Origin of the sequence: Pseudomonas alliivorans (assembly GCF_017826695.1) — a bacterium.
GTDB lineage: Bacteria > Pseudomonadota > Gammaproteobacteria > Pseudomonadales > Pseudomonadaceae > Aquipseudomonas > Aquipseudomonas alliivorans.
In genome coordinates, this window is record NZ_JAFFZW010000007.1 from 124782 (window position 1) to 151158 (window position 26377).

The following is a 26377-nucleotide window of genomic DNA, read 5'->3' on the forward strand; positions in this document are numbered from 1 at the left end:
CCGCACGCGAATTGATCGCGCGCGGCCTCTGCATGACGCTTACACTTGAACCAATGAGCTGCACCGCAGCTCAAACCGGTATCACAAGAAGGAGAGCGTTATGCCCTGGTATGCCTGGTTAATTCTGTTGGTTGCAATCGGCTCGATCGTAGGTGGCCTGATGATGTTGCGCGATACGGCGAAAAAGCTGCCGTTGACCGAAGAACAACTCAAGCGTGTCCATGAGCGCAATGCCGAAATGGACGCCAAGGACGCCAAGGACCGCTGACCCTCAGGGTTGAAAGGCGCTTGAGCCCGTCAGCCCTGCTTCATTCCAGAACGACCCCGGCCTGCATCGGCAAGACCTTGATGTTTAACGGCCTGAAGATAATGTCCAACTCCCCGTCCTCCCGCAGCTTCTGCAGCAGCTCACTGAAGCGCACGCCGTTTATGGCGCCATGCGGACGCATGAGTGCGTACTGCCGGTAAACCTGATCGACACGTTCAGAGACGAGCAACTGTGAGGCCTCGTCCTTGTTGTGTGACATGAAATCGATAAGGTAGGAGCGCGTGACGGGCGCGATGTCGGCACGTCCACGTAGCACCATCAGCAGATTGCTGTCGTGGGAATAGGTGGACGTGATGTTGAAATGCTCAGCCAGGTATTTCTGATCGGCATTGAAGTTGGCAAACCCATAGTGATACCCACTGAAGATCGCCAGACGCTTGTCATGCAAGTCATTGAAATAGTCCTGCTGACGCCCTTCGGCTCGACGGGCCACGTAGACTTCAGCATCCTCAAGACCCAGGTCTACGGTCTCGTGAGCGATCTCCTTCCAGCCCCAGTCAGGATTTTCAAAGATCGCGATGTCGAAACGCCCTTCCGAAAAGTCTCGGAACCTGCGCGGCACCGAGGTGGGCACCATGATGAACTGATAATCGTCTTGCTCGGCATTCAAGGCTTTCACCAACTGCGGCAGAAGCCCCGCGTCCTCGCCTTTTTCGGGGCGGACCATGTAGGGCGGGAAATGCACCGCAGCAACGCGAACGATCTGAACGGCGGCAGCCTGCGATGCAGCCAGCAGCGACGCCACCAGAAGCGTTCCCACCACTGCCCTGCGCGCAAACAGCTCGATTATCACTGCATGTTTCTTCATAAAAACGACATCGATTAAAACCGCACAAGCTATGCGGTTTCGTCGCGTTAAACAACTCCATAAATCAGCGAACAAGTATCGATTCAGTAGAGTGCTTCCCAAGAGTTCTTCAGACTTACGAAAAACGCACGAATAATGGCTGGCAGGGTCGATGCAAGAGTGAGGGCGCATCAAGAAGCGTCCGCATGATTGCCGGCTGACGAGAGCACCGGGCACAGCCGTCCGTAAATGGCTACGCTCAACCTGACGCATACTGACGGGAGCATTGATAATGCCGCATTGGCTGGTGATTGATCTTGAGGCAACCACTGAAGAAGGTGGTTGGCCCGTCACGGAAATGGAAGTCATCGAAATAGGCGCGACGCTGGTCAATCAGGACGGCCGGGAACTGGATCACTTCGAGCGCTTTGTGCGCCCGATACGCAGGCCTGTGCTGACTCATTTCTGCCGTGAATTGACGCACATCAGCCAGAACAATATCGACGGTGCAGCCACATTCCCCGTTGTGTGGCCACTGTTCGAGCGCTGGCTGAGTCATCACCGGGCCCGGATGGTGGGTTGGGCGAGCTGGGGCGATTACGACCGCAAGCAACTGGAGGAACAATGGCGTCAGCACGACATGACCAGCGCCTTGTCCGACATGCCCTACGTCAATCTCAAACAACGCTTTGCCCAGGCTCGCCAGCTGCAACGCCCGGTCGGACTCAACAGCGCATTGCAACTGGCCGGGATGCAATTCACAGGGCAACAGCATCGCGCGCTGGTCGACGCCCGCAACACGGCCAGGCTGCTGCCCTTGATTCTGCCCAACTGAAAAACGGTTTCCCTGATGATGAACGATTATGCGGTTCTTCCGATATGCCGCGTCGACTGCATCGATGGGAAGCCGCCCCCCGCGGTCCGGTGTCTGCCGCAAGACGCCGCGAACTACCGTCAGTCACTTGGTATTAAGCCCTTGGTATTAAAAGTGACGGCATTTCGCCCGTTGGGCATACTGGCGAGCCTTTTTAACCCTTTCATAAAGGAATCGCCCATGTTCAAGGTTAACGAGTACTTCGACGGCACCGTCAAATCCATCGCTTTCAGCCAGGCTGAAGGTCAGGCAACCATCGGTGTGATGGCTGCGGGAGAATACGAGTTCGGAACAGCGCAAAAAGAAATCATGCACGTGCTTTCGGGCGAGCTGAGCGTAAAACTCCCTGACAGCACCGACTGGGAAACCTTTGCCACCGGCAGTCAGTTCGACGTCCCCGCCAACAGCAAATTCCAGCTCAAGGTCAGCGTCGACACTGCCTACCTGTGCGAGTATCGCTGACGGACCGACGTGGGAGGGCCTGTCCTCCCACGGCTTCTCGCACCCTACCCCGCTTCATCCATCCCGACATTGAACTGCAACGCCGCCAGCCTCGCGTACAGCGGGTTATTGGCGATCAGTTGTTTGTGTGTACCGACTGCCACCAGCCGCCCCTTGTCCATCACCGCGATACGGTCGGCATTCTGGACAGTAGCCAGCCTGTGGGCGATCACCAGCGTCGTACGCCCTTTCATAAGGCTCGGCAACGCCTGCTGAATGAGGTGTTCACTTTGCGCATCCAGTGCGCTGGTGGCTTCATCCAGCAACAGAATCGGCGCATCGACCAGCAGCGCTCTGGCAATGGCCAGACGTTGACGCTGTCCGCCTGACAGCCCCATCCCGCTATCTCCCAGGTGAGTCTGGTAGCCGTCAGCCATGTCGAGGATGAACTCATGAGCATGAGCGATGCGTGCGGCGGCCTCGACCTGTTCGGACGTAGCGGCAGCATTGCCGTAGCGGATATTGTCTTCGACGCTGCCGAAAAACAGTGCAGGCGACTGTGAGACAAACGCGAAACAGCGGCGCAGGTCCAGAGGGTCGACCTCGGTAACCGGCACACCCTCCAGCAGGACACGTCCATGCTGAGGATCATAGAAGCGCAGCAACAGGTCAAAGAGCGTTGATTTCCCCGCCCCTGACGGCCCCACGACGGCGAGGGTTTCACCCGCCTGGATAGCCAGGGTCAAGTGGTCGATCGCATTGCGTTCCGGACGTGACGGGTAGGCAAAGCAGACGTCTTCAAGCGCCAGTCGCCCGGTAACACGTGCAGGCAGGCGTTGCAGATCAGTGGTCGGCGCCGTTATCTCGCTACGAGCCTGAAGCAGTTCGCTGATCCGCTCAGCAGCACCCGCTGCCCGCTGCAGCTCACCGATCACCTCACTCAAGGTACCGATGGCCATGCCGACCACCAGCGCATAGAACACGAATGCTGCCAGTTCGCCGCTGGAAATGCGGCCACTGATCACGTCCATCCCGCCGACCCAGAGCATCACCGCGACAGCGCCCAGCACCAGCACGATCACCACTGTGACCAGCCACGAACGCTGCAGGATCCGCTTGCGGGCAGTGTCGAAAGCCTGTTCGGCCGTCATTGAAAAGCGCTGTTTGTCCTGTTGCTGGTGGTTGTAGGCCTGGACGGTCTTGATCTGCCCCAGTGCTTCGGCCACATAGCTGCCGACCTCGGCCACCCGGTCCTGGCTTTCGCGAGACAGACTGCGCACGCGCCTGCCGAACATCAGAATCGGCGCGATGATCAATGGCAGCGCGACCACCACGATGCTGGTCAGCTTGGGGTTGGTCACGAACAGCAATATGACGCCGCCCACCACCATCAAGGCGTTGCGCAAAAACATCGACAATGAAGAGCCGATGACCGATTGCAGCAAGGTGGTGTCGGCCGTCAGTCGCGACTGAATCTCGGAACTGCGATTGTTCTCGTAAAAGCCGGGATGCAACTCGATCAGATGATCGAATACGCTCCTGCGCAGGTCTGCAACAACTCGCTCGCCAATCCATGACACCAGATAGAAACGCGTGAACGTACCGACGGCCAGACCGACCGTCAGCAACATGAACAGGCCAATGGAGCGTTCGAGCAATTCGGGCGAGCGGGTCATGAACCCTTGATCGACCATCAGTTTGATACCTTGCCCCATGGACAACGTGATGCCTGCCGTGACAACCAGCGCAAGCAAGGCACCCAGCGCCTGCCATCGATAAGGTGCGATAAAACCCACAGCCAGACGAATGGCCTGACGCTGACGACGGGGAACCACTGAAGTCATGAAAAACCAACCTGTCTGTACGTCTGGATTGACTGATCCGTCAGCCTACACCTCTCAGGCGACGAAAACGCCTAAGGATGTTGGCGAAATTCGCTGAACTAGATCGGCGTCTGGAGGGTCATGTGGTATGACAGCTTTACGAAATCGCTATAAGGGATCGATATAAGCAACGGCTGGCAGATGTATTCTATTTCTGCTGGACTGCAGACACGCTTGAGCGACCCGACAGTGTCATCGGGCGGTCATCAAGCGTCGATAATTTCAAAGCGCAACCCTGATGAGAGGAGAAAAACCATGAGCCTGCAAGAACGCAGCAACAGCGAAGTCACCATCGTTCGAGCGACCCCTGACCTGCCTGTTGGCGGCGCGATTCTCGACCAGGATGGGCGCGAAGTTGTGATCACCGAGGAAATGGTTCAGGCAGCCTGCCAGGCGTGTGACAAGCTTTGGGTCACCCCTGAAGAACAAAACTGAGCAACACCGAATGCCTTGAAACCCGACTCGACAGTCGGGTTTTTTCTTTCTGTCATCCATGAACGGACGCGGCGCGGCTTAACTGGCTGCCGGGATGACCACTGCGCCAAGCGCCCTGACAAGCTTCGCCAGAGTCTCCGAGCCGCCTCCCAGACCGACCCTGAGCCCTTCGATCTCCCGACGCGGCGGATAGTGCTTGCGCAGCGCGTCGAAGGCCAGACGTTGACTGGCGGTATCACCCACCAGACTGCGCCTGAAATCGGCATCATCCCGGCGTGGGTCGTAAACGCCCCGGCACAGCATGTTCAAGGCCCAGACCGGGTCGGTTCTCTCATCCAGCGTCACTTGGGCAAGCCAGGGGCTGGGCAACAAATCTTCAAGCAAAATGGAAGCGGGCTGTCCGAGAAAGGCACACAGCGCCTGATAGATCTGGGCAGTCCCGCGCTGTCGGCCGTCGAGGCTGTAACCGGCGATGTGTGGCGTGGCGATCACGCACAGATCAGCCAGCGGCACGTTGACCTGCGGTTCGCCTTCCCAGACGTCGAGCACGGCCTGCAGATCTTCGCGATCAAGAAGCACGTCGTGCAGTGCGACGTTATCGACCACGGCCCCACGACTGGCGTTGATCAGCCATGCACCCTGCCTGAGCCGGCGCAGGCGCGACTCGTCGAACAGGTGCCAGGTCGGCAAATTGACGGCTCTGGTGAGGGGCGTATGCAGGCTGATCACATCGCAGCGCTGGATAATCTCATCAAGCGTGACGAAATCACTCGATTCAGCCGCCTGACGCGGAGGGTCGCAGACCAGCACGTTCCAGCCGAGCCCTTTCAATACGTTGACCAGTCGCCCGCCCACCTGCCCGGCGCCAACGATGCCATAGGTGCGCTGCGCGAGGTCGACACCTTCGATTTCCGCCAGCGTAAGCAGGCTGCCCAGCACATAGTCCACCACCCCTCGGGCATTGCAGCCCGGCGCACTGGACCACTGGATTCCGGCTTCCAGAAAATAGGCCAGATCCAGATGATCGGTGCCGATGGTGCAGGTTCCGACGAAACGCACCGCACTGCCTTCCAGCAACTCGCGGGTTACCTGCGTCACGGAACGCACCAGCAGGATATCGGCGTCGGCAACGGCGGCACGGTCAATGGAGCGGCCCGGCAGACGACGGATCTCGCCAAAGTGAGCAAAGAAGGCGTCGAGCAGGGGAATGTTTTCATCAGCGACAATGCGCATGGAGGTCTCTCTGAGGGCGGGCATTGGCCCTTGCTCAGTGCGAGCAAGGGTGAGAGGCAGCGACAGCTGATCAGTCCAGCTTCTTGCGAATCCAGTACAGGAAGGTCCCGTCACCGGCCTGTTGTTCGATCAGCTCATGACCGAGGAAAACACAGAACTTGGGGATGTCACGGGTGGTCGACGGGTCGGTCGCAATCACCTTCAGCAGCCCGCCAGCCGGCAGGTCGCGCACCTTCTGATGCAGCATCATGACCGGCTCAGGGCAGAACAGTCCGCTGGCATCCAGCACGGCATCAACGGTGAGGCTTTCGAGGGATTCAGACATGGGGGGCTCCAGAAACGGGTGGTCATTGTTACCTAATTCGCACAACCACGTCAGCCCTTGCGCGGACGCGCTGTCTTGGCGACGTCCAGTCTGCGCAAATGGCAGGTCACTTCTTCACGGTCGTGATAAAGCTGTTTGCAACCGATCGATACACGAACGCCCCGCTCCTTGAACCCTTCTTCGATCCGGTCGAGCAAACGGCGCACTTCAGCGTAGCGCTGTTTCATCGGCAACTTGAGGTTGACCACGGCCTCACGGCACAGGCCTTCGCCCAGCCAGGTTTCCAGAAGTGCAGCATTACGGGCAGGCTTTTCAACGATATCGCACACCATCCAGTCAACCGGCTGGCGAGGCTTGTAGGTGAAGCCGTCGGCCATCAGGTGTTGCACAAGCCCGGTGTCCATCAGGCTCTCCGCCATCGGCCCGTTGTCGATGGCGGTCACCAGCATGCCGCGGCGCACCAGTTGATACGTCCAGCCGCCGGGCGCAGCGCCCAGATCCACACCCGTCATGTCGCCGGACAAACGCTCGTCCCACTGATCTCTGGGAATGAAGTGATGCCAGGCTTCTTCCAGCTTCAAGGTCGAGCGACTGGGTGCCTCGCGAGGAAACTTCAAGCGCGGAATGCCCATCGGCCACATCGCCGAATTGCCCGCGTCGGCCAGCCCCAGAAACACCTCGCGACCACTCTTGAAGGTCAACAGCAGACGCGGCTTGTGCGGATCGTCGATCAGCTTGCCGGCCTGGGACAGAGCCTTGCGCAGCGGCGCTTCGAACTTCTTGCAGAAATTCGACAGCTCCTTGCCGTCGTTGGTGTCCACGACCTCCAGCCACAGGCTGCCGCAGACCGGGAAATCGGCCATCTGACCGAGGATCACGCTGATACGGTCGGTTTCCGGCAAATCCAGAAAGACGCCGCGTGCCCACTGCCGAGGAAAAATCAGCTGATCGAAGCGCTGGCCATTCATCAGCCGTTCGGCACCATCAGGCTCGCTGCAGATGAACTCCGCACAGGCGGTGTTGGGGCGCGCCTTGGCGTAACCGGCCACCTCCAGGCGCGCAGCATGGTCGGCGATCTCCGAGCAAACCTCGCTTTCGAAACCGGGCCGGCAATGCATAAACAGCGTATTCATGGTGACTCCTGGGACAACGACACGCGGGCGTAACCCGGCGGACTTGAAAGCCGCGCATGATAACGGAATCAGGAACCACTGGCGCGGCCCGGCAGTCCACTAAGCTTGAAGCCACACGCGGCGTCCACGACCTGATACATCCGGACCCGCGATTCGTTGCTCACAGATTATTCTACAAGGAGCCGTTCATGCCCTCCCTCGATAGCCTGAAAAGCCTGAAAACGCTCGACATCGATAACAAGACCTACCACTACTTCAGCCTGCCGGACGCTGCCCGCTCGTTGGGCGATCTGGACAGGCTGCCGATGTCCCTCAAGGTGCTGCTGGAAAACCTGCTGCGCTGGGAAGACGACAAGACGGTCACCGGCGATGACCTCAAGGCCATCGCCAACTGGTTGAAAGACCGGCGTTCGGACCGTGAGATTCAATATCGGCCAGCCCGCGTTCTGATGCAGGACTTCACGGGCGTACCTGCGGTGGTCGATCTGGCCGCCATGCGCGCCGCCGTGGCCAAGGCCGGCGGCGATCCGCAGCGTATCAACCCGTTGTCGCCGGTGGACCTGGTGATCGACCACTCGGTAATGGTCGACAAGTTCGGCGATTCGCAGGCCTTCGAGCAGAACGTCGATATCGAGATGCAGCGCAACGGGGAGCGTTACGCGTTCCTGCGCTGGGGCCAGAGCGCTTTCGACAACTTCAGCGTGGTGCCGCCGGGTACGGGCATCTGCCACCAGGTGAATCTGGAATACCTGGGCCGTACGGTCTGGACCAAAGAGGAAGACGGTCGCACTTATGCGTTCCCGGACACCCTGGTCGGCACCGACTCGCACACCACCATGATCAACGGTCTGGGCGTGCTGGGCTGGGGCGTGGGCGGGATCGAAGCCGAGGCTGCCATGCTCGGCCAGCCGGTGTCGATGCTGATCCCTGAAGTAATCGGCTTCAAGCTGACCGGCAAACTGAAGGAAGGCATCACAGCCACCGACCTGGTGCTGACTGTGACCCAGATGCTGCGCAAGAAAGGCGTGGTGGGCAAGTTCGTCGAGTTCTTCGGCGACGGCTTGGCCGATCTGCCCCTGGCCGACCGCGCCACCATCGCCAATATGGCACCCGAATATGGCGCCACTTGCGGCTTCTTTCCGGTCGATGACGTGACGCTGGATTATCTGCGCCTGTCCGGTCGTCCGGATGACACGGTGAAACTGGTCGAGGCCTATAGCAAGGCACAGGGCCTGTGGCGTCTGCCAGGTCAGGAGCCGGTATTCACCGACAGCCTGGAGCTGGACATGAGTACCGTAGAAGCCAGCCTGGCGGGGCCAAAGCGCCCGCAAGACCGGGTTGCGCTGCCCCATGTCGCTCAGGCATTCAGTGATTTCCTCGGTTTGCAGGTCAAACCCGCCAAGGTCGAGGAAGGTCGACTCGAAAGCGAAGGCGGAGGCGGCGTTGCCGTGGGCAACGAAGCGCAGGTCAGCGGCGAAATTTCTTACGAGCACAATGGTGAAACCCATCGCCTGAAGGATGGTGCAGTGGTCATCGCCGCCATCACGTCATGCACCAACACCTCCAACCCGAGCGTGATGATGGCGGCCGGGCTGGTTGCGAAGAAGGCCGTTGAAAAAGGCCTGCAGCGCAAACCGTGGGTAAAAAGCTCGCTGGCCCCAGGCTCAAAAGTGGTCACTGACTATTACAAGGCTGCTGGTCTGACCGAGTACCTGGATGCCTTGGGTTTCGATCTGGTGGGCTACGGCTGCACGACCTGCATCGGTAACTCAGGCCCCCTGCTGGAGCCGATTGAAAAAGCCATTCAACAGTCGGACCTCACCGTGGCGTCAGTGCTGTCGGGCAACCGTAACTTTGAAGGGCGTGTTCATCCATTGGTAAAGACCAACTGGCTCGCCTCCCCGCCGCTGGTTGTGGCCTACGCGCTGGCAGGTTCGGTGCGCATCGATATCAGCAGCGAGCCGCTGGGCGAAGGCTCGGATGGCCAGCCGGTTTACCTGCGTGACATCTGGCCGACCCAGAAAGAGATCGCTGAAGCCGTGGAAAGCGTCAATACCAGCATGTTCCATAAGGAATACGCCGAAGTATTTGCCGGTGACGAGCAGTGGCAGTCCATTGAAGTGCCGCAAGCAGCTACCTATGTGTGGCAGGACGATTCGACCTACATCCAGCATCCGCCGTTCTTCGAAGACATCGGCGGACCTCTGCCCGTTATCAAGGATGTCGAGAATGCCCGCGTCCTGGCGCTGCTGGGCGACTCGGTGACCACCGACCACATTTCCCCCGCCGGTAACATCAAGGCCGACAGCCCGGCCGGTCGCTACCTGAAGGAGAAAGGCGTCGACTATCAGGACTTCAACTCCTATGGCTCGCGACGCGGCAACCATGAAGTGATGATGCGCGGCACCTTCGCCAATATCCGTATCCGCAACGAAATGCTGGGCGGCGAGGAAGGCGGCAACACGGTGCACGTTCCTTCCGGCGAGAAGCTGGCGATCTACGATGCGGCCATGCGTTATCAGCAGGACGGCACGCCGTTGGTGATCATTGCCGGGCAGGAATACGGCACCGGCTCGAGCCGCGACTGGGCGGCCAAAGGCACCAACCTGCTGGGCGTCAAGGCAGTGATTGCAGAGAGCTTCGAGCGGATTCACCGTTCAAACCTCGTCGGTATGGGCGTGCTGCCCCTGCAGTTCAAGAACGGGCAGACCCGCAAGAGCCTGAACCTGAGCGGCAAGGAAACGCTGAGCATCACCGGGCTGACCAATGCCGACATTCGTCCGGGCATGGGCCTGCAATTGCACATCACCCGCGAGGATGGCAGTCAGGAGACGGTCGACGTGCTGTGCCGTATCGACACGCTCAATGAAGTCGAGTACTTCAAATCCGGCGGCATCCTGCATTACGTGCTGCGGCAGTTGATCGCGTCCTGATCAGCGCGCAGGCACCTGGGACTTCCCAGGTGCCTGCGGACTTTGTCACAGGCAATCCCTTACCCTGAGAACGCTGTAGAACACCCGGCTTCACTCATCAGCGCCCTTCCCATGGCCCCACGGCACTGGCTGATTGAACGCCTCTGAGTATCGACCATGGCCTGGCGTGTACGTCCAGCGCGCCCGCCTTCGGTCATCAGCCACTTCGGGCTGAACCTGATGTATTTCGGGCTGCTTACCTCTCCCATGCCGGACCGGTAGGGGCTTGATCAATAAGACACTGTCGAGACTATTCAATTTTCGGGGTCACCGGCCGATAACACGCAAAAGTCTTATTGATCGAAGGACCGAAATCCAATGCGCAATAACCAGCCCATCACTCAACGTGAGCGGACTTTTCCTGCCGAACAACGCCTGATTTCCACCACCGATACCCGCGGCACGATTACGTACTGCAACGAAGCCTTCGTGGACATCAGCGGGTACAGCCATGAAGAACTCGTCGGCGCGCCTCACAACACGGTGCGCCACCCGGACGTGCCACCTGCCGTTTTCGAGCACATGTGGACCACGCTCAAGTCCGGTCAGCCCTGGATGGGCATCGTCAAGAACCGCTGCAAGAATGGCGATCATTACTGGGTCAATGCCTATGTGACGCCGATGCTGGAAAACCGCCAGGTCGTGGGTTTCGAGTCGGTGCGCATCAAGCCGACCGCCGAGCAGATCCGTCGTGCCGAAGGGCTTTATGCACGCCTGAACCAAGGCAAGAGCGCAGTGCCTGGCCGTGATAAATGGCTGCCGGTGCTGCAGGACTGGTTGCCGTTCATCCTCGTCAGCCAACTCGGTTTCCTGATCGGCGTATGGCTGAACTCGTCATGGGGCTTTGCCCTGGCCGCCGCGCTCTCGGTGCCGCTGGGCCTGATGGGCCTGTCATGGCAACAACGCGGCACCAAGCGCCTGCTGCGCCTGGCCGAACAGACCACGTCCGACCCGCTGATTGCGCAGATGTACACCGACAGTCGCGGTCCGCAGGCGCGTCTGGAAATGTCGATCCTCAGTCAGGAGGCGCGCATGAAAACCTGCCTGACGCGCCTGCAGGACACCGCTGAACACTTGAACCAACAGGCACGCCAATCCAACTCGCTGGCCAACGCCAGCTCGACCGGGCTGGAGCGTCAGCGCGTGGAAACCGAACAGGTTGCCGCTGCGATCAATCAGATGGCGGCTACCACGCAAGAAGTCGCCAGCCATGTCAATCGCGCCGCCGAGGCCACGCAACAGGCCAACGAACTGACCCGTCGCGGCCGCGACATCGCTGGCGAGACCCGCGAAGCCATTCAGCGCCTGTCGACTTCTGTCGGCGAAACCGGCCTGACCGTGACGCAACTGGCCAAGGACAGCGATGAAATCGGCGGCGTGGTGGATGTGATCAAAGGCATCGCCGATCAAACCAACCTGCTAGCCCTCAACGCGGCCATTGAAGCCGCCCGCGCCGGAGAAATGGGCCGCGGGTTTGCCGTGGTCGCCGACGAAGTCCGCCAACTGGCGCAACGCACGGCCGAATCCACCGGACAGATCCATGGCCTGATCGCCAAACTGCAACAGACCGCGAACGACGCCGTGCAGACCATGAACATCGGGCATCGCCAGGCCGAAGAAGGCGTAGCCCGCGTACTGGAAGCCGATCAGGCGCTGGTGGGCATCAGCGAAGCGGTGGCCAACATTACCGACATGACCACCCAGATCGCCACGGCCACCGAAGAACAAAGCTCGGTGGCTGAAGAGATCAACCGCAATATCTCGACCATTGCAGGATTGGCCGACAAGACTTCCGATGAAGCACATCGCTCTGCAGTATTGAGTGCGGCATTGACGGACACGGCCAATTCGCAATATTCGCTGGTGGAGCGGTTTAATCGGTAAGGGGGATAATGTCTGGAAGAGCCTCGACAGACTTGGGTTTGTCGGGGCTTTTTATTTTTAACCATAATTTTTTTAGGATCCGTTTCCTACAACATGGTATTTACATCAAGTAGGACTATTCCGTAACACCTCAGTCACCTGAAAATCAAGCAATCAGGCGTTGACAACGCAAACACACTCCGATTACGTGAAGGCTCAATTGATGATGGTTGAACGGTATCACAACGACGCTGAAAGCATCGTGTGATACCGCTCTTCAAGATCAACATAATCAACCCTGCTTAAACGGAGAAACTCATGAGCTTTAATAATAGGAACTATGAATTTTCAGCGCCTGTAATCCCTGCCGCCAGTCCGATTGACGGGCTGATTCCCACTGCAAATCTTGATCAACCGATTGCTGTTGAAGTCGTATTATGGGATGGGGTGCGTTCCGGCTACACTATCCAACTGAAGCTTAACGGCTTCAACGTCGGCGAAGTCAAGGCCGTGTCGGACGTGAATGGGCCTGGCGATACATTTCTCATGCATCTTGAGGAGCGATACTTAATGAAGTCGGGCCTTTACCACGTAGGATTTGAGGTGACGAATCATATCAATCAAGTCAGCGAAGATTCACCCATCACTCCGCTGATCGTTGACCGCACCGCCCCCGGCGCAACCCTCCTCGCCCCGATCATCTTCCCGCAGATCAACTTCGGCGACCTCCTGAAAGGCGCGATCCCCGGCTACGCTGACATGCAGCCCGGTGACCGTATCCAGACCCTGTGCAACGGCCTCGAAGGACCGGTTCACGTGGTCACGCCGCAAGACCTGACCGACCGGCCTGTGCAAATCGGTTTTGAGCGTGAATTTCTGAAGAACCTGGACAGCGAGCACATCACGTTCAGCTACCAGATTACTGATCGGGCGGGCAATGTTTCGATCATGGCGCAACTCGTCGAGCTCTCGATGCAGCGTTAAGCCTCAAAATGCATTCATTTGAATACATGAAACATCGCCACCCACGCGAACGCGTGAACGATTCCGTTGATAATGTCGCACGAAATATCCTACACGGAAGTGGGATAGGGATGATCGCAGGACGCTTTACTTATTTTCAGAAATTACTGTAGTAAGCGTCCTACTCTACGTATGAAAAGTTGATGACATCGAAAGATCCGAACTCAGGTTTAGCCCTTTAAATACAGGCCAAGGAGCCAAAAATAAACATTTTAAACGGACACAACCTGTAACATCATAATCAGATACCTGTTGCACACTTCGCCAATGGCGAGCGACTTGATATTGACCGCAGATTGCCTTGTAATATTTGCCGCAACGACAAACCGCCGTTGCACATACAACACTCTCATAACAACTATCGATATCAGGCAAGGGAACGCGATGAGCGAAGATGATTCGAAAACAACAATACCGGAAGAACAACAAAAGGAAAACGCAGCCGACTCAGTCAAAGAACCCGCTGCTGCCTATGCAGAAAACACGCCGTTGATTGCAGCCATTCCACCTTCTGATATTTCAGACACGTTGAAACCGCCTCAACTGCCACATGTAAACCCTGACGCCATCACTCAGGAACAGGTATTTGCGGGCATCGTTATTCACATCCCCGGATCCATAAAACTATGCGAAGGCGATGTCATCTTCTTTTACTGGGGCAGGAATATATCTTCGACACAGGTCTATCACCGTGTCGGAGCAAACAGCATCGTGCGAGCGCTGTGCCTGTCCTACCACTTCATGGCCGAACCGCAGTACGGGCTCGTCGATCTTTATTATGAAATCCATCGGGAGAACCAACTGATCGGCACTTCACCTGCCTTGAAGGTGACCGTCAATTACTCGCCCCCGCTGACGCCCAAACAACGACAACGAAAACGCTGGATCAGCCGCCGTTTCCCCGATAACTGACTGAAAAGCCCCCGGTGAGCGATCACCGGGGGCCTTGGATGAGATGAAACCTGCTGCGCCCTAAGCGTTAAAACGCCAAGCGCACACCCACATTGGCTCCCCAAGGTTGCTCGACATGCCTGCCTTTCATGTAATCGAAGTCCGCATGCACCTGCAGGCGCTCGGACAGCGAAACCGACACACCGGCACCCAGTTCTGCCCGCGAGCCGAACAGGCTGTTGTCGAACTTCGCGTCATTGACACTCACATCGTTGCTGCGCGAGAACTCTTGCGCCAATGCAACGCGCACGTAAGGCTGCAGAACACCGCCGTCCTTGAGCGCGATGGAACGACCCGCGGAGGTGCCGACCTTGCCCAACAGCGAGTGCGTGCGGTCGTTCTTCGCCTTCAGGCCGTTGTCCATACGGTAGTCCTTCCCTTCAACAACAACACTGGACAACTGAGCGAAGGGTTCCAGAAAGTAGTCGTCCGCCAGCTTGATGTGACGACCAAACTCTACCCAACCGCCCACTGCGGTGTTGCTGTAGTCACCCTTGGCCTGGCTGGCATCGCTCATCGCCACCTTGGCCTTGTTGCGGAAGCGGTTGAGCTTGAGGACGCCATCCAGGTAGTAGCCATCGTCCGCCAGCCAGGTACCGTAAGCGCCCGCATAGTAGCTGTCGATCTTGCCCGAAGTGCCATGACTCAAATCCAGGTCCGACTTGCTGTAACCGCCCAGCACACCGAACAGCAACTGACCGTTGCTGACCTCGACCGGCGCATCCGCACCCAGCGAAAGTCCGCTGATCTGTTGGCGATAGTCCACGCCGTCACCGGTAGTGGCGTTGAGACGACTGCCATAGGCGCGCATCCAGCTACCGCCCTGGCCCGTCCCGCGAATTTCTCCCATGCGCGTACGCAACGTCGAAAGCTCACTCATCCACACCGTTGGTGCAGCATTGAACAGCGCCAATGCACTTTGAGTGGACGGACTGATCACCTTGTCCTCGCCCACGATGAACCAGTCGTTGCCTTGCTGCTTCAACTGATAGGAAAAAGCCCCCAGGTCCACTCGGCCACCGAGCAGACTGAACTGCGCGTCGCCGCCTTCGGTATGGACCACTTTCAGGGGCTCCATGTCGGAAGAAACGACTTCCAATCCGGTATTACGCACCCGCAACCCAAACTGCCCACTCGCCTGACCGTTGACATCGATCAGGTCGCCGACGCCTTTGTCCAGATTTACTTGCATCCCAAAGCTGCCCTGCCCCGACAGCTCATTCAGCGACAAGGTATGAAATCCCTCTTCGGCAAAATTCACGCTACCGCCGTCCATGGACAGCGACCTCATAGCGTTATCCCCCACCATCTGCCAGTTGCCACCGGACTTCACAGCCAGGGTATTGCCATTGATGATATCGCCAGTGAGGCTGGCACGGTTTTGCAGGGTGACGTTCAAGGTGCTGGTGTCATCGGCGAAGAGATTGCCATAAAGGACGCTGTCGTCGACGTTCAAGGTGGACGTACTGTTGATAACGCTTTCGACAAGATTTCCGTTACCAGATATCAGTGCAGCGCGGTTCAGGATATTGATCTCCGCAAAATGCGGTATGCCCGCAAGTCCTTCCACTTTTATGGCTGCGCCATTGACACCCTCCACCGTAGAGCTGTCGACGGTCAGCCGACCAAGATCGAAACGGGTTCCGTTTTCTTCGATCTGGGAGTCGGTAATCCAGATGCCGTTAGTCAGGCCTTTGATGTAGCTTTGATGCGAGACATTGGCCTGCGAACCGAAAATACCCACACCGGTACCTGCCCAAGCAAAGTGGGTTGTCATCGCTGTGACTCGGGTATTTTCGATGTCCATTGATGAACCGTTCGTTACGCTAAGCGCCATACCCGACGCCTCTACCTCGCTATTATCAAGCTTCGCGTAAGAGCCTCTTTCAGCCATCAGTGCAATTAAATCGTCATTTGAAATCCTGGAATCCTTTACGATCGTTCGAGCGGTTCCACGTGAATCGACGCGACCCTGCACAAGCGTTCCGCCGCTCAAGTCAACCTGTCCCACTAGCGCCCTGATAGAGTTAATCACCGCGCCGTTCGAAACAAGATGCCCTCCCGGTTCTACCGTGTAACCATCCACTGGACTGTCAGCATCGATATACATGTATCGATCCACAGGCACTGCCATCAAAGGCAAGGCCGTCAGATAGAGTGTGAAGCCCACGCCCGTGCTGGCCACGCTTTTCCTGCCAAAGAAACTTCTCATCACAATAGGTCACCTCATTTATCAAAAGGAACTATTGTGTTTGAGTTTCGTCATTATTCGCCTTATCTAAGACCGAAATCAAAGCCGTCCATATCCGAAAAAATAGTAGTCTGATTCCTACGGTCGTAACCACGGATTTTGTTTTCCCTAGAACTTCCAAAAAAATGTAAATCCATCATTGACAAAGCCCCACACCTACTATTACTTGATTTTCAGGTACTCAACACCTTATGCGCAATGCCTTGATACTTTTACTACCAATGTTCCGGGCGCCATTAAAGCTGTGAAATCAATAACCAATATGGAAATGATCATGCGTAACCGTAAAGACTTACATACCCGCCGCCCAAAAAAAGAGCTTTCACTCGCGCTTCCTTTCGTATCAGTAGCGGACGAAACAGACGGGCTGATCAAGACGATCGACCTGGAAAGCGATGTGGTTGTCGAATTTCCGGTCTGGGAAGGTGCTCAGTCACTAGATAAATATCAGCTAGAGCTGAATGGCAAACTGGTCGGCAGTCAAGCCAAACTTGACCCCCTGCCTCCGGAAGGCACTCTTTTACAATTGAATATATCAGTGGCAGACGAACTACGGTCTGATGGAGACTACGCGCTTACGTATAGAATCACAGGCTATCCAAGCGGATCCATACAGTCTTCTCCTCCAAGAAACATCGTCGTTGATCGCACGCCACCAGGTACCCATCAACTGGGCTACATGGATTTTCCGGATAGTGCAAAAGACGGCTTGACGCTTGAAGAACTAAGCGCCATGGGTGATGTACTGACGGGTAGCATCTTTGGCTACTCAGGGCTCAAGCAGGGCGACACCATCAAAACCTACTGGGGCGATGTACCAGGTCCGGAGCTGGCGCTAAAGGGTACCGAGGATGAGAATGAAGCAATTGAAATCGCATTCACAAAGGACTTCCTGACCCGTCTTGAAAGCCCTGCCGGTGCCACCTACTACACCGTCACAGACCGTGCAGGCAATGTATCTGCCGAATCGAAAAAGATCACGATTCCCCTGCTTCTGATAGAAGTGACACCTGACTTGCCGCCCCCCGTCATTGACGGATACGACGGCCTCATCGATCACGCTGATGCTCTGGCCAGCGTCGAAGTCAAGATTCCTGGCTCCGCCATCATCGAAGGAGGAGATGAAATTGCTCTCTACTGGGGCTCGGAAAAACTCGGGCCAGTGCCCGTGGAAGCAGAGGATATCAGCGAACCTTTCATTCTTATCTTCGACGTCCAGTACTCGACGATCGAGCTGGCGCAGAATGGCTTACGAGACCTCAGGTATGACGTGATCAGAAATGGCCAGATCATCGGCACGTCTGAAAGACTTGAAATCAATGTCAATATTGAACTCCCTGTTCCAGGTGCATTGGACAAACTCACCGTCAAAGGCAGCAGCGGCAGCCCAAGCAACGAAGACAATCTTATTGATGAGAACGACTTTGAGCTGGACGCCACCCTTCTGATCAACTGGAACTCGCTTTTCAAGGCCTCACAAATCGTCACTGTTTTTTGGGGCGGACAAGAAGTTCTCGAACAACCCTACATCCTTACCAACAGCGACGTTGCAGCAGGTCGACCGCTTTTACTCAACGCATTGAACAGCAAATTCAAGCCGGTCGGTACGGGCAATGACATCCGCGTTTATTACACTATTACACAGACAGGAAACCCCAACATGACGACTTCCCCAGAGCAAGGCATTATCGTACGTTCCAAAGATGAACTTCCAGGCGGACCGAGTGGCCCCGATGCACCTCATTTCAATTCGTTGAACGAAAACGGAGCGATCAATCGCGAGAACGGTGAATACGGCGCATCCATTTTCATCAAGCCTTACACCAATATTCAGGAAGGACAAATCATTGACTTTACCTATGAGGCTTACGACGACCTTGTCGGTGGCATCAAGAAATTTGAATGGACACACACCTCCCCAGCGCTCACTCAAAATGAAGTCAATAACGGCTATACGGTAGTCGTTCCACGCCCAACACTGGACCAGCACTGCTATGGGCATACCGAAGTTTCTTTTAAGGTTCGAAGTGACCGTGGCCAAGGCAACTCCAAACGCGCGACTGCCTACGTGGACATGCGTTTAGGCGGCCTGTGCGGCATTTAAGCGTTCGTGCTATCTGTTACGACTCAATAAGGATATATGATGAAATCAGCATTGGCACTGAGCATTCTGCCTGCCCCCTTGCCGCTCAGTTATAACCAGCAGGGCATTGGTGACGTGGACGTAGCCGACCCATCGAAACCATTGGAAGTGCTTATCGGCCCTATAACGTTGAAACAACGTGATCGCCTGGAATTGTTCTGGGGCGCAAACGATGATGTTATCGACACCTACACCCATTCCTCAGATTCTCCTGATACCAACGGCACTTTTTCACTGTATGTAGATACCCGCTGGATCAAATCGGGGGTTACTGACGTACGGTATGCTTATCTGCCGTTCCCATCGAATACGCCGGAACACTCTCCCATCCAAAAGGTGATCGTAAAACTGGACCTGCCCGGCGGCCGGGACCCCGATCCCGCCACGCCTTACGAAAATGAAAAATTGCAACTGCCAGTCATCAACCCGGCGGGCATTATCACCACGCCGGAAAATGTATCGATCACCATTCAGCCTTACGAGAACATGACCGTCGGCGACGTCATTGCCGTCTACTGGCACGGAATTGAAGTTGAATGCCCACCCTTGATCAGTACTCAGCTTGGCAAGCCGGTTGTGATCGACATCGATAAAGAGATCGTTATCGAAGCTGGCGACTCGGAAAACATCGTCGTGCGCTACGAGATCCGGGATATCGTCAATAACTGGTCGCGCTTCTCGTTGCCGAGTTACACAGAGGTGGAAATCGGCAACTCGAGCCTGCCTGCCCCGATCGCTCCGCAAGCTCCCAATATGGAGCTGGATCTGGACAAACTGGCCGGCGGCGACGTGCAGGCACTGGTGCTTTCCAATGCAAACATCGTCATTGGTGACACCATCGAGTTCATCGTGGAGCGCAGTACTGCAGAAGGCATTGCTCTGGAACCCTATACCGCTTCCAAGGTGGTGCAGGTGCCCGGCAGTTTCGTCGAGTTCCTGATTGCCAACGATCAGTTTCAGCCTATCGCACAGGGTCGTGCCCGCCTCAAGTACAAGGTCACCAAGGCATCCGGTGATGTATTGCGCTCCAAAAGCCTGCCCCTGACGATTCTCGGCGAAGCTCAACAGCTTGAGCCGCCTCGTGTGCCTGCGGCGGTCAATGGATTGCTTGACCCCAAGCTGCGTAACGTCATCGCTGAAGTACCGCCCTATCACTTCATGGCGGATGGTAACGATGTCACGCTCGTACTGATGGGCCGGACGCCGGGTGGCGAAACCGTAATGCATGACGAGGTCAAAAACCTTAACCAGGATGATATCGACAAAACGCTCGAATTCCTGATCCCGGACGACAAGATCAGTGCACTGGCCGGTGGTTCGCTGGAGGTCTACTACACCGTCAAGACTTACGCAAAAGCGTTCTTCAAATCGCCTGTGTTGCAACTCTTGGTAGACATCGATAACACCACACCATTGCCAGCACCGGTTGTGGACAAGGTCGGAGCCGATGGGTTTCTCGATCCGGCCGACATCGTGCTCGAAGCGTTGATGCGTGTAATGCCTTATCAGGGAATGGCAGAAGGCGACAAAGTCACTGCGCATTGGGATTCAAGTGCTGTCGGCGGGACTTACAGCACTTACACCGTGATCAATAGCGGCATGATCAATCGCGAAGCCATTTTCCGGGTTCCCAAACGTTACGTGGACGCCAGCATCGGCAGAACCGTCGAAGCCTGGTACGAGGTGCAGCGAGGCAATAGGGTCGCCCTCTCGGACAAGCTCCTGATCAACATTCGAGAGATGATCATCCCTGCGACACCCACCCCCACCGTTAAACAAGCCACCGGCGACACCCTCGACCCTGCCAACGCCCCGAACGGCGCAACCGTCGTCATCGACGCCAGCGCGAGCTTCAAGGCCGGTGACCGCGTTACGGTGCAGTGGATGGGTCCGAAAGGCAGCGATACCAAGGAAAAGACCCTCATCGACAGCGAGGCCGGTCAGCCGCTGGAAACCGTGTTCGCCTCTGCGCTGGTGGTCGCCAATGCCGGGCAGGTCGTGGACGTGTTTTACACTGTCAACCGCGCCAACGGTCTGGTGCAGACGTCCGCGACACTGGCGTTGAAGGTTCTAGCCGGTCTGACGAAGCTCCCGGCACCGCGCATGGATACGGTCGGTCACGATGGCGTGGTCAGGCCGTCGCTGATTCCCGACTCCGGGGCAACGGTTCGGGTGAGTTACCCGGGCATGAGTGGCGAAGACAGTGTGGTGCTCAACTGGCGCGGTCTTTCCAGTCATGACACGTCGGCGAAACCTGCGACAGGCAATGAACTGCAGTTCAACGTTCCCAAGGCATGGATCATCGCTTCACAAGGCGGCTCTGCGAGCGTCACGTATACCGTGTCGCGCGACAGCGTTTCCAAAGGCTCGGTCCCACTGTGGCTCACGGTTGAAAAGGAGCTGGTGTTCGATACCTCGCCCGTCACGCTGGCGGGCAAGGTTTACCTGATCCCGAGCGTGCCGGACCTGCTGCCTTCGCTTCCGGCTGGCACCAGCGTCAGGCGACAGGCCTCGGGGGGACAGGCTCCTTACCGTTACACGTCGAGCAACCCGCTGGTGGCAAAAGTGGACGGTAATGGTCTGACCACCGTGCGTGGCAACGGTACGGCAACCATTTCGGTCACCGATGCGTCGGGGACCAGCAAGAGTTACCAGGTGACTGTCACCAAGGTGATTCACTGTCTGGGGCTGGGCAGCGGCAGCCTGTCGCAGATGAGCAGCGCGGCTTCGGCCAAGGGTGGCCGAATTCCGTCGATCAACGAGTTGAAGGAAATCTACACCACCTACGGCAACCGCTGGCCGCTGGGCAACGGCAAATACTGGTCGTCGACCGTCGCGGCGGTGAACCTGGTGGGCTGGAAGTGGTATTTCGTGAAAAATCTGGTCACAGGCGCAGACTTCAAATTGCTGCACCACAATGCCAGTCTTGGCGTCGCCATTCGCTAAGCGATTGCTGAAGCGTTAGCCAGGATCAACGAGGGCGTTACGTCATCAACGTAGCGCCCTCTTTTCATGTATGCACATCAGGCGTACAGCCATCCCGCTTCAAGAGCCCGACCATGCGCCATACCGTCACGCCCACTCGCCGCTTCGTCCGTCCGCCGTCCAGCGAAGGCACCTTCGACGCCCTTGTCAACCAGAAGCCTTTTGCCCTGACCTCGCTGCTGGGGCGCCTGACGCAGCGTCCGGAACTGTCCCACGCCCCCGATCACTGGATCTGGAAAGTGATTGCCGACGGCAAGGTCGGCAACAAGCGAACCAGCATCGGCCTGTTCTTCGATCATGACCTGCGGCCCGGAACGCATAACCTGATCGGTCACGACCGAATCAAGGTGATCTACAACGAAACACCCCACTGGCAGAGTGTGATCTATCACTCAGGGCATCTTCAGACCGGCGTACTGAAGCTGATCGAAGCCAATCCCCGCACGATGCGTTTGAAAGGCGAATTCAGTTTCAGCATTTCGGCCGTGGCATTCGAGGTCACTGAAGGCGCTTTCGAAGTGCTCTGCAAATGACTCACTCGCGCAAAAATGCGGCAATCTGTTCTGCCGAATCCATCAGGCATTGATCATGAGTCAAGCCAGCCGCCTTCAATGGCTTGAGGTCATGATTGGCCGTCGGCAGCCAGTGCAGGCGTATGGCACTGGACAGCGTGTACTGCTCCGCCGCCTCACGATTGCCCAACGCATCACGCTCGCCCTGCACAATCAGCGTTCGAGTACGAAGATCGACCAGGTGTGCAGTCCGCGGTTTTTCCGGCTTGCCCACCGCATAGAAAGGGTAGCCCAGACACACCAGCGCATCGACGCTCAATTCGTCGGCCATCAGGCTCGCCATTCTTCCTCCCATGGATTTGCCACCGATCGCCATCCGCCCCGTGACACAAGGTCGCATCTGTCCATAGACCTCACGCCAACAGTCGAGCAACTGAGCTTGCTGATTGGGCGGACGCTTGCTGCCGCCATGACGTCGCTGGGCCATATAGGGGAACTCGAAGCGCATGACATTCACACCCTGCCTGCCAAGAAAGGCGGCCATGCTGTTCATGAAATCACTGTCCATCGGTGCACCCGCACCATGAGCCAGCAACAGCGTGACCGGTTCCTGCCCTGCCTCGCGCTGCCCCTCCGTCCATAGCCAGCCATTGTCCTGCGCCAGACGCGTGCACTGATATTCGGCGTGTGTCCCGGTACTCATGGGTACTTCTCTTCCATATAGCTGGCCGTCAAAAAACGGACTATACCCGTGAGCGATCGGCCACTGCACCTCGATGCCACTCAAGATGAGTGCATCGGCTTCCCACGTGTGCCTTTCAAAGTTAAGCTTGCCGACCAGTGACCTGTGGCAAACGCCTTGTGCCAGAGCGATTTGCCGGTCTCGAATTGCCCCGCCTTTTCGGTCTGCGGCGGCGATATCGTGCCTCGCCAAAGCCCGCTTATGCCTCGCAACAACCTGAATTCTGGAAGTCTGTAATGAGCGCAGCAATCAGCCCGACGGCTTACAACTACACCGTGGTTCGCCAGTTCGCCATCATGACCGTGGTCTGGGGTATTGTCGGCATGGCGCTGGGTGTGTTCATTGCCTCGCAACTGGTCTGGCCCGAGCTGAACTTTGGTCTGGAGTGGACGACGTTCGGTCGCTTGCGCCCGCTGCACACCAACCTGGTGATCTTTGCCTTCGGCGGCTGCGCGCTGTTCGGCACGTCCTATTACGTGGTCCAGCGCACCTGCCAGACCCGGTTGATCTCCGACCGGCTTGCGGCCTTCACCTTCTGGGGCTGGCAGGCCGTCATCGTCAGCGCCATCATCTCATTGCCGATGGGTTACACCACCACCAAGGAATACGCAGAACTGGAGTGGCCGATTGCAATCCTGCTGGCCATCGTGTGGATCGCCTACGGCGCGGTGTTCTTCGGCACCCTCGTGCAGCGCAAGACTCGTCACATTTACGTCGCCAACTGGTTCTACGGCGCATTCATCGTCGTGACCGGCATGCTGCACGTGGTCAACCACATCGCCCTGCCGGTCAGTCTGTTCAAGTCCTACTCGGTCTACGCGGGCGCCACCGACGCGATGATCCAATGGTGGTACGGGCACAACGCCGTGGGCTTTTTCCTGACCACCGGGTTTCTCGGGATGATGTACTACTTCGTGCCCAAACAGGCCGAGCGCCCGATCTACTCGTATCGTCTGTCCATCGTGCACTTCTGGGCATTGATCACGCTGTACATCTGGGCCGGCCCGCACCACCTGCATTACACCGCCCTGCCCGACTGGGCGCAGTCGCTGGGCATGGTCATGTCGATCATTCTGCTGGCGCCGAGCTGGGGCGGCATGATCAACGGCATGATGACCCTGTCCGGGGCCTGGCATAAGTTGCGCACCGATCCGATTCTGCGCTTTCTGGTGGTGTCGCTGGCGTTCTACGGCATGTCGACGTTCGAAGGGCCGATGATGGCGATCAAGACAGTCAACTCGCTGTCGCACTACACCGACTGGACCATCGGCCATGTACATTCCGGCGCGCTGGGCTGGGTAGCGATGATCACCATCGGCGCGACCTACCACATGATCCCCAGGGTTTTCGGTCGGCAGCAGATGCACAGCGTCGGCCTGATCAACGCGCATTTCTGGCTGGCAACCATTGGCACCGTGCTTTACATCACTTCGATGTGGGTCAATGGCATCACACAAGGCCTGATGTGGCGCGCGATCAACACCGACGGCACGCTCACTTATTCCTTTGTCGAAGCCATGCAAGCCAGTCATCCGGGCTATGTGGTGCGTTTTATCGGGGGTGCGATTTTCACCAGTGGCATGTTCCTGATGGCCTGGAACGTGTGGCGCACCGTGCGTGCCGCCAGCCCTGAAGAAGCAGAGGCAGCGGCCCGGATCACCGTCGTGGGGGCGCACTGATGAAGCATGAAGTGCTGGAAAAGAACATCGGTCTGCTGGCCTTGTTCATGGTTATTGCCGTCAGCATCGGTGGCCTGACGCAGATCGTCCCGCTGTTCTTTCAGGACGTCACCAACCAGCCCATCGAAGGCATGAAGCCGCGCACGGCGCTGGAGGTGGAAGGCCGCGACGTCTACATCGCCAACGGCTGCGTGGGCTGCCATTCACAGATGATCCGCCCGTTCCGGGCTGAAACCGAGCGCTACGGCCATTACTCGGTCGCGGGCGAAAGCGTCTGGGATCACCCGTTCCTGTGGGGCTCGAAACGTACCGGCCCGGATCTGGCGAGGGTTGGCGGTCGCTACTCGGATGACTGGCATCGCGCCCACTTGTACAACCCCCGCGACGTAGTGCCGGAATCGAAAATGCCAGCCTATCCGTTTCTGGTCGAAAAAGTGCTCGACGGCAAGGACACCGCCAAAAAGCTCGAAGTGCTGCGCACGCTGGGTACGCCTTACACCGATGCCGACATCGCGGGTGCCGCGGCGGCCGTGCAGGGCAAGACCGAGATGGACGCGCTGGTCGCGTACCTGCAGGGTCTCGGCACCCTCATCAAGAGCAAACGGTGAACCTGATGGACATCGGAATGATTCGAGGCCTTGGCACGCTGGTGGTGATGGTGGCGTTCATCGGCCTGGCGCTGTGGGTATTCAGCCCGAAGCGCAAGGTCGAGTTCGATGATGCAACGCTGCTGCCGTTTGCCGATGACCCCGAAGCGATCAGCAAAGTCATGCATTCCAAAACGTCCCGGAGCGATGCGCCATGAGTACGTTCTGGAGCCTGTATGTCACGGTCCTGACGCTGGGAACGCTGGTCGCGCTGGTCTGGCTGCTGATGGCGACCCGCAAGGGCGAGCGAAAGGATCAGACCGACGAAACCATGGGCCACTCCTTCGATGGCATCGAAGAATACGACAACCCGCTCCCTCAGTGGTGGTTCAAGCTGTTCATCGGCACCATCGTGTTTGCCGTGGGTTATCTGGTGCTGTATCCGGGCCTCGGCAACTGGCAAGGCCTGCTGCCTGGCTACACCTATCTGGACAAGGACAAACAGCTGCGATTTGCCGACGGCAGGCAAGGCTGGACCGGCGTTCACGAGTGGGAAAAGGAAGTGGCGAGTGCCGAAGCCCAGTATGGCCCGCTGTTTGCGAAATATGCCGCAATGCCCATCGAGGACGTTGCCAAGGATCCGAAAGCACTGGGCATGGGCGCGCGGCTGTTTGCCTCCAATTGCTCGGTCTGCCACGGTTCGGATGCAAAGGGCGCGTATGGTTTTCCGAACCTGACAGACGACAATTGGCGCTGGGGCGGCGACCCGCAGTCAATCAAAACCTCGATCCTGAACGGCCGTCACGCGGTCATGCCTGCCTGGGGCGACGTGCTGGGCGAGCAAGGCGTACGCGATGTGTCGGCCTATGTCATGACGCTCATGGCCGGTCGGAACCTGCCCGAGGGCGTCAAGGCCGATCCGGTTGCCGGGCAGAAGCTCTATTCAACCAGTTGCGTCGCCTGCCATGGCGTCAAGGGCAAGGGCCTGGCTGTTCTCGGTGCGCCGGACCTGACTCAGCCGGAGGGATTGATCTACGGATCGGGTTTTGCCCAGCTTCAACAGACGATCCGTTATGGCCGTCAGGGCCAGATGCCGGCGCAACAGGCGACTCAAGGTGATGACCGCGTGCATATATTGGCGGCTTATGTGTACAGCCTGTCGCGTCAGGAAAAACCGGCGGTCTCACAATGACGGTGCGTTGTCAGCGAGCGACTCGACGGCGGCCCGGT

At 57.5% G+C, this 26377-nt stretch carries 22 protein-coding genes; 15 read left to right on the forward strand and 7 right to left on the reverse strand.

The window, feature by feature from the left end; translation table 11 throughout:
• Positions 1–100 precede the first annotated feature (100 nt).
• On the forward strand, positions 101–268 hold the full coding sequence (locus tag JTJ32_RS18545; RefSeq protein ID WP_003378661.1) for a DUF2897 family protein: 168 nt from the start codon (positions 101–103) through the stop codon (positions 266–268).
• 40 nt (positions 269–308) lie between these two features.
• On the opposite strand, the gene JTJ32_RS18550 is transcribed toward JTJ32_RS18545, so the two are convergent.
• Entirely contained in the window at positions 309–1136 is an 828-nt protein-coding gene (locus JTJ32_RS18550) for a substrate-binding periplasmic protein (RefSeq protein ID WP_184323310.1), read from the reverse strand.
• Between the two features lie 271 nt (positions 1137–1407).
• Here JTJ32_RS18550 and JTJ32_RS18555 point away from each other — a divergent pair, with 271 nt between their 5' ends.
• On the forward strand, positions 1408–1950 hold the full coding sequence (locus tag JTJ32_RS18555; RefSeq protein ID WP_099229000.1) for a 3'-5' exonuclease: 543 nt from the start codon (positions 1408–1410) through the stop codon (positions 1948–1950).
• 219 nt (positions 1951–2169) lie between these two features.
• Positions 2170–2451, forward strand: a complete 282-nt coding sequence (gene ppnP, locus JTJ32_RS18560) for a pyrimidine/purine nucleoside phosphorylase (RefSeq protein ID WP_099229001.1) — start codon at positions 2170–2172, stop codon at positions 2449–2451.
• A 44-nt stretch (positions 2452–2495) separates the two neighbouring features.
• Here the strand turns inward: ppnP and JTJ32_RS18565 are convergent, their stop codons facing one another.
• Positions 2496–4274, reverse strand: coding sequence for an ABC transporter transmembrane domain-containing protein (locus JTJ32_RS18565; protein WP_210042909.1), 1779 nt, complete (start codon positions 4272–4274; stop codon positions 2496–2498).
• A 294-nt stretch (positions 4275–4568) separates the two neighbouring features.
• On the opposite strand from JTJ32_RS18565, the gene JTJ32_RS18570 reads away from it, so the two are divergent.
• Positions 4569–4748: a PA1571 family protein gene (locus JTJ32_RS18570; protein WP_029242830.1), complete on the forward strand. Its 180-nt coding sequence runs from the start codon at positions 4569–4571 to the stop codon at positions 4746–4748.
• Positions 4749–4826: 78 nt separating this feature from the next.
• Here the strand turns inward: JTJ32_RS18570 and pdxB are convergent, their stop codons facing one another.
• From pdxB to rlmM, 3 genes are all read right to left on the reverse strand, one after another.
• Complete coding sequence (pdxB, locus tag JTJ32_RS18575; protein WP_210042910.1) at positions 4827–5981, reverse strand: 4-phosphoerythronate dehydrogenase PdxB; 1155 nt, start codon at positions 5979–5981, stop codon at positions 4827–4829.
• Between the two features lie 70 nt (positions 5982–6051).
• Positions 6052–6306 (reverse strand): sulfurtransferase TusA, encoded by a 255-nt coding sequence (gene tusA, locus JTJ32_RS18580; RefSeq protein ID WP_099229004.1) that lies wholly within the window; start codon positions 6304–6306, stop codon positions 6052–6054.
• A gap of 50 nt (positions 6307–6356) precedes the next feature.
• On the reverse strand, positions 6357–7439 hold the full coding sequence (rlmM, locus tag JTJ32_RS18585; RefSeq protein WP_210042911.1) for a 23S rRNA (cytidine(2498)-2'-O)-methyltransferase RlmM: 1083 nt from the start codon (positions 7437–7439) through the stop codon (positions 6357–6359).
• A gap of 188 nt (positions 7440–7627) precedes the next feature.
• On the opposite strand from rlmM, the gene acnA reads away from it, so the two are divergent.
• The 4 genes from acnA to JTJ32_RS18605 all read left to right on the forward strand — a co-directional run bounded on the left by acnA (position 7628) and on the right by JTJ32_RS18605 (position 14209).
• On the forward strand, positions 7628–10372 hold the full coding sequence (gene acnA, locus JTJ32_RS18590; RefSeq protein ID WP_210042912.1) for an aconitate hydratase AcnA: 2745 nt from the start codon (positions 7628–7630) through the stop codon (positions 10370–10372).
• Between the two features lie 357 nt (positions 10373–10729).
• Positions 10730–12295 (forward strand): methyl-accepting chemotaxis protein, encoded by a 1566-nt coding sequence (locus JTJ32_RS18595; protein ID WP_184323203.1) that lies wholly within the window; start codon positions 10730–10732, stop codon positions 12293–12295.
• A gap of 297 nt (positions 12296–12592) precedes the next feature.
• The gene (locus JTJ32_RS18600) at positions 12593–13258 is read left to right on the forward strand and encodes a hypothetical protein (protein ID WP_210042913.1); all 666 of its coding nucleotides are present in this window, start codon (positions 12593–12595) and stop codon (positions 13256–13258) included.
• A 423-nt stretch (positions 13259–13681) separates the two neighbouring features.
• Complete coding sequence (locus JTJ32_RS18605; protein ID WP_236059363.1) at positions 13682–14209, forward strand: hypothetical protein; 528 nt, start codon at positions 13682–13684, stop codon at positions 14207–14209.
• A gap of 67 nt (positions 14210–14276) precedes the next feature.
• On the opposite strand, the gene JTJ32_RS18610 is transcribed toward JTJ32_RS18605, so the two are convergent.
• Positions 14277–16142 carry an autotransporter family protein gene (locus tag JTJ32_RS18610; protein WP_236059369.1) on the reverse strand — a complete coding sequence of 622 codons (1866 nt, stop codon included), beginning with the start codon at positions 16140–16142 and terminating at the stop codon, positions 14277–14279.
• A gap of 631 nt (positions 16143–16773) precedes the next feature.
• On the opposite strand from JTJ32_RS18610, the gene JTJ32_RS18615 reads away from it, so the two are divergent.
• The 3 genes from JTJ32_RS18615 (at position 16774) to JTJ32_RS18625 (ending at position 22160) form a co-directional block, all read left to right on the forward strand.
• Complete coding sequence (locus tag JTJ32_RS18615; protein ID WP_184323202.1) at positions 16774–18603, forward strand: hypothetical protein; 1830 nt, start codon at positions 16774–16776, stop codon at positions 18601–18603.
• Between the two features lie 39 nt (positions 18604–18642).
• Positions 18643–21588 carry an immunoglobulin-like domain-containing protein gene (locus JTJ32_RS18620; RefSeq protein WP_210042914.1) on the forward strand — a complete coding sequence of 982 codons (2946 nt, stop codon included), beginning with the start codon at positions 18643–18645 and terminating at the stop codon, positions 21586–21588.
• Between the two features lie 113 nt (positions 21589–21701).
• Positions 21702–22160, forward strand: coding sequence for a hypothetical protein (locus JTJ32_RS18625; protein WP_099229011.1), 459 nt, complete (start codon positions 21702–21704; stop codon positions 22158–22160).
• A gap of 1 nt (position 22161) precedes the next feature.
• On the opposite strand, the gene JTJ32_RS18630 is transcribed toward JTJ32_RS18625, so the two are convergent.
• Positions 22162–22842, reverse strand: coding sequence for an alpha/beta family hydrolase (locus JTJ32_RS18630; RefSeq protein ID WP_210042915.1), 681 nt, complete (start codon positions 22840–22842; stop codon positions 22162–22164).
• A 275-nt stretch (positions 22843–23117) separates the two neighbouring features.
• Here JTJ32_RS18630 and ccoN point away from each other — a divergent pair, with 275 nt between their 5' ends.
• The 4 genes from ccoN to ccoP are packed head-to-tail and all read left to right on the forward strand — an operon-like array spanning position 23118 to position 26339.
• Complete coding sequence (ccoN, locus tag JTJ32_RS18635; protein ID WP_210042916.1) at positions 23118–24560, forward strand: cytochrome-c oxidase, cbb3-type subunit I; 1443 nt, start codon at positions 23118–23120, stop codon at positions 24558–24560.
• Entirely contained in the window at positions 24560–25168 is a 609-nt protein-coding gene (gene ccoO / locus JTJ32_RS18640) for a cytochrome-c oxidase, cbb3-type subunit II (protein ID WP_004880829.1), read from the forward strand. Before ccoN ends, ccoO begins: the two co-directional genes overlap by 1 nt.
• Before the next feature lie 5 nt (positions 25169–25173).
• Positions 25174–25365 carry a cbb3-type cytochrome oxidase subunit 3 gene (locus tag JTJ32_RS18645; RefSeq protein WP_210042917.1) on the forward strand — a complete coding sequence of 64 codons (192 nt, stop codon included), beginning with the start codon at positions 25174–25176 and terminating at the stop codon, positions 25363–25365.
• A complete protein-coding gene (gene ccoP / locus JTJ32_RS18650) occupies positions 25362–26339 on the forward strand; it encodes a cytochrome-c oxidase, cbb3-type subunit III (protein ID WP_210042918.1) in 978 nt (325 codons plus the stop codon). Before JTJ32_RS18645 ends, ccoP begins: the two co-directional genes overlap by 4 nt.
• Positions 26340–26377: the final 38 nt, after the last annotated feature.

Excerpts from the sequence above, each read along its gene's own strand:
- JTJ32_RS18545 (WP_003378661.1), top strand. The coding sequence starts at position 101 with ATGCCCTGGTATGCCTGGTTAATTCTGTTGGTTGCAATCGGCTCGATC.
- JTJ32_RS18550 (WP_184323310.1), bottom strand. The coding sequence starts at position 1,136 with ATGAAGAAACATGCAGTGATAATCGAGCTGTTTGCGCGCAGGGCAGTG.
- JTJ32_RS18555 (WP_099229000.1), top strand. The coding sequence starts at position 1,408 with ATGCCGCATTGGCTGGTGATTGATCTTGAGGCAACCACTGAAGAAGGT.
- ppnP (WP_099229001.1), top strand. The coding sequence starts at position 2,170 with ATGTTCAAGGTTAACGAGTACTTCGACGGCACCGTCAAATCCATCGCT.
- JTJ32_RS18565 (WP_210042909.1), bottom strand. The coding sequence starts at position 4,274 with ATGACTTCAGTGGTTCCCCGTCGTCAGCGTCAGGCCATTCGTCTGGCT.
- JTJ32_RS18570 (WP_029242830.1), top strand. The coding sequence starts at position 4,569 with ATGAGCCTGCAAGAACGCAGCAACAGCGAAGTCACCATCGTTCGAGCG.
- pdxB (WP_210042910.1), bottom strand. The coding sequence starts at position 5,981 with ATGCGCATTGTCGCTGATGAAAACATTCCCCTGCTCGACGCCTTCTTT.
- tusA (WP_099229004.1), bottom strand. The coding sequence starts at position 6,306 with ATGTCTGAATCCCTCGAAAGCCTCACCGTTGATGCCGTGCTGGATGCC.
- rlmM (WP_210042911.1), bottom strand. The coding sequence starts at position 7,439 with ATGAATACGCTGTTTATGCATTGCCGGCCCGGTTTCGAAAGCGAGGTT.
- acnA (WP_210042912.1), top strand. The coding sequence starts at position 7,628 with ATGCCCTCCCTCGATAGCCTGAAAAGCCTGAAAACGCTCGACATCGAT.
- JTJ32_RS18595 (WP_184323203.1), top strand. The coding sequence starts at position 10,730 with ATGCGCAATAACCAGCCCATCACTCAACGTGAGCGGACTTTTCCTGCC.
- JTJ32_RS18600 (WP_210042913.1), top strand. The coding sequence starts at position 12,593 with ATGAGCTTTAATAATAGGAACTATGAATTTTCAGCGCCTGTAATCCCT.
- JTJ32_RS18605 (WP_236059363.1), top strand. The coding sequence starts at position 13,682 with ATGAGCGAAGATGATTCGAAAACAACAATACCGGAAGAACAACAAAAG.
- JTJ32_RS18610 (WP_236059369.1), bottom strand. The coding sequence starts at position 16,142 with ATGGCTGAAAGAGGCTCTTACGCGAAGCTTGATAATAGCGAGGTAGAG.
- JTJ32_RS18615 (WP_184323202.1), top strand. The coding sequence starts at position 16,774 with ATGCGTAACCGTAAAGACTTACATACCCGCCGCCCAAAAAAAGAGCTT.
- JTJ32_RS18620 (WP_210042914.1), top strand. The coding sequence starts at position 18,643 with ATGAAATCAGCATTGGCACTGAGCATTCTGCCTGCCCCCTTGCCGCTC.
- JTJ32_RS18625 (WP_099229011.1), top strand. The coding sequence starts at position 21,702 with ATGCGCCATACCGTCACGCCCACTCGCCGCTTCGTCCGTCCGCCGTCC.
- JTJ32_RS18630 (WP_210042915.1), bottom strand. The coding sequence starts at position 22,842 with ATGAGTACCGGGACACACGCCGAATATCAGTGCACGCGTCTGGCGCAG.
- ccoN (WP_210042916.1), top strand. The coding sequence starts at position 23,118 with ATGAGCGCAGCAATCAGCCCGACGGCTTACAACTACACCGTGGTTCGC.
- ccoO (WP_004880829.1), top strand. The coding sequence starts at position 24,560 with ATGAAGCATGAAGTGCTGGAAAAGAACATCGGTCTGCTGGCCTTGTTC.
- JTJ32_RS18645 (WP_210042917.1), top strand. The coding sequence starts at position 25,174 with ATGGACATCGGAATGATTCGAGGCCTTGGCACGCTGGTGGTGATGGTG.
- ccoP (WP_210042918.1), top strand. The coding sequence starts at position 25,362 with ATGAGTACGTTCTGGAGCCTGTATGTCACGGTCCTGACGCTGGGAACG.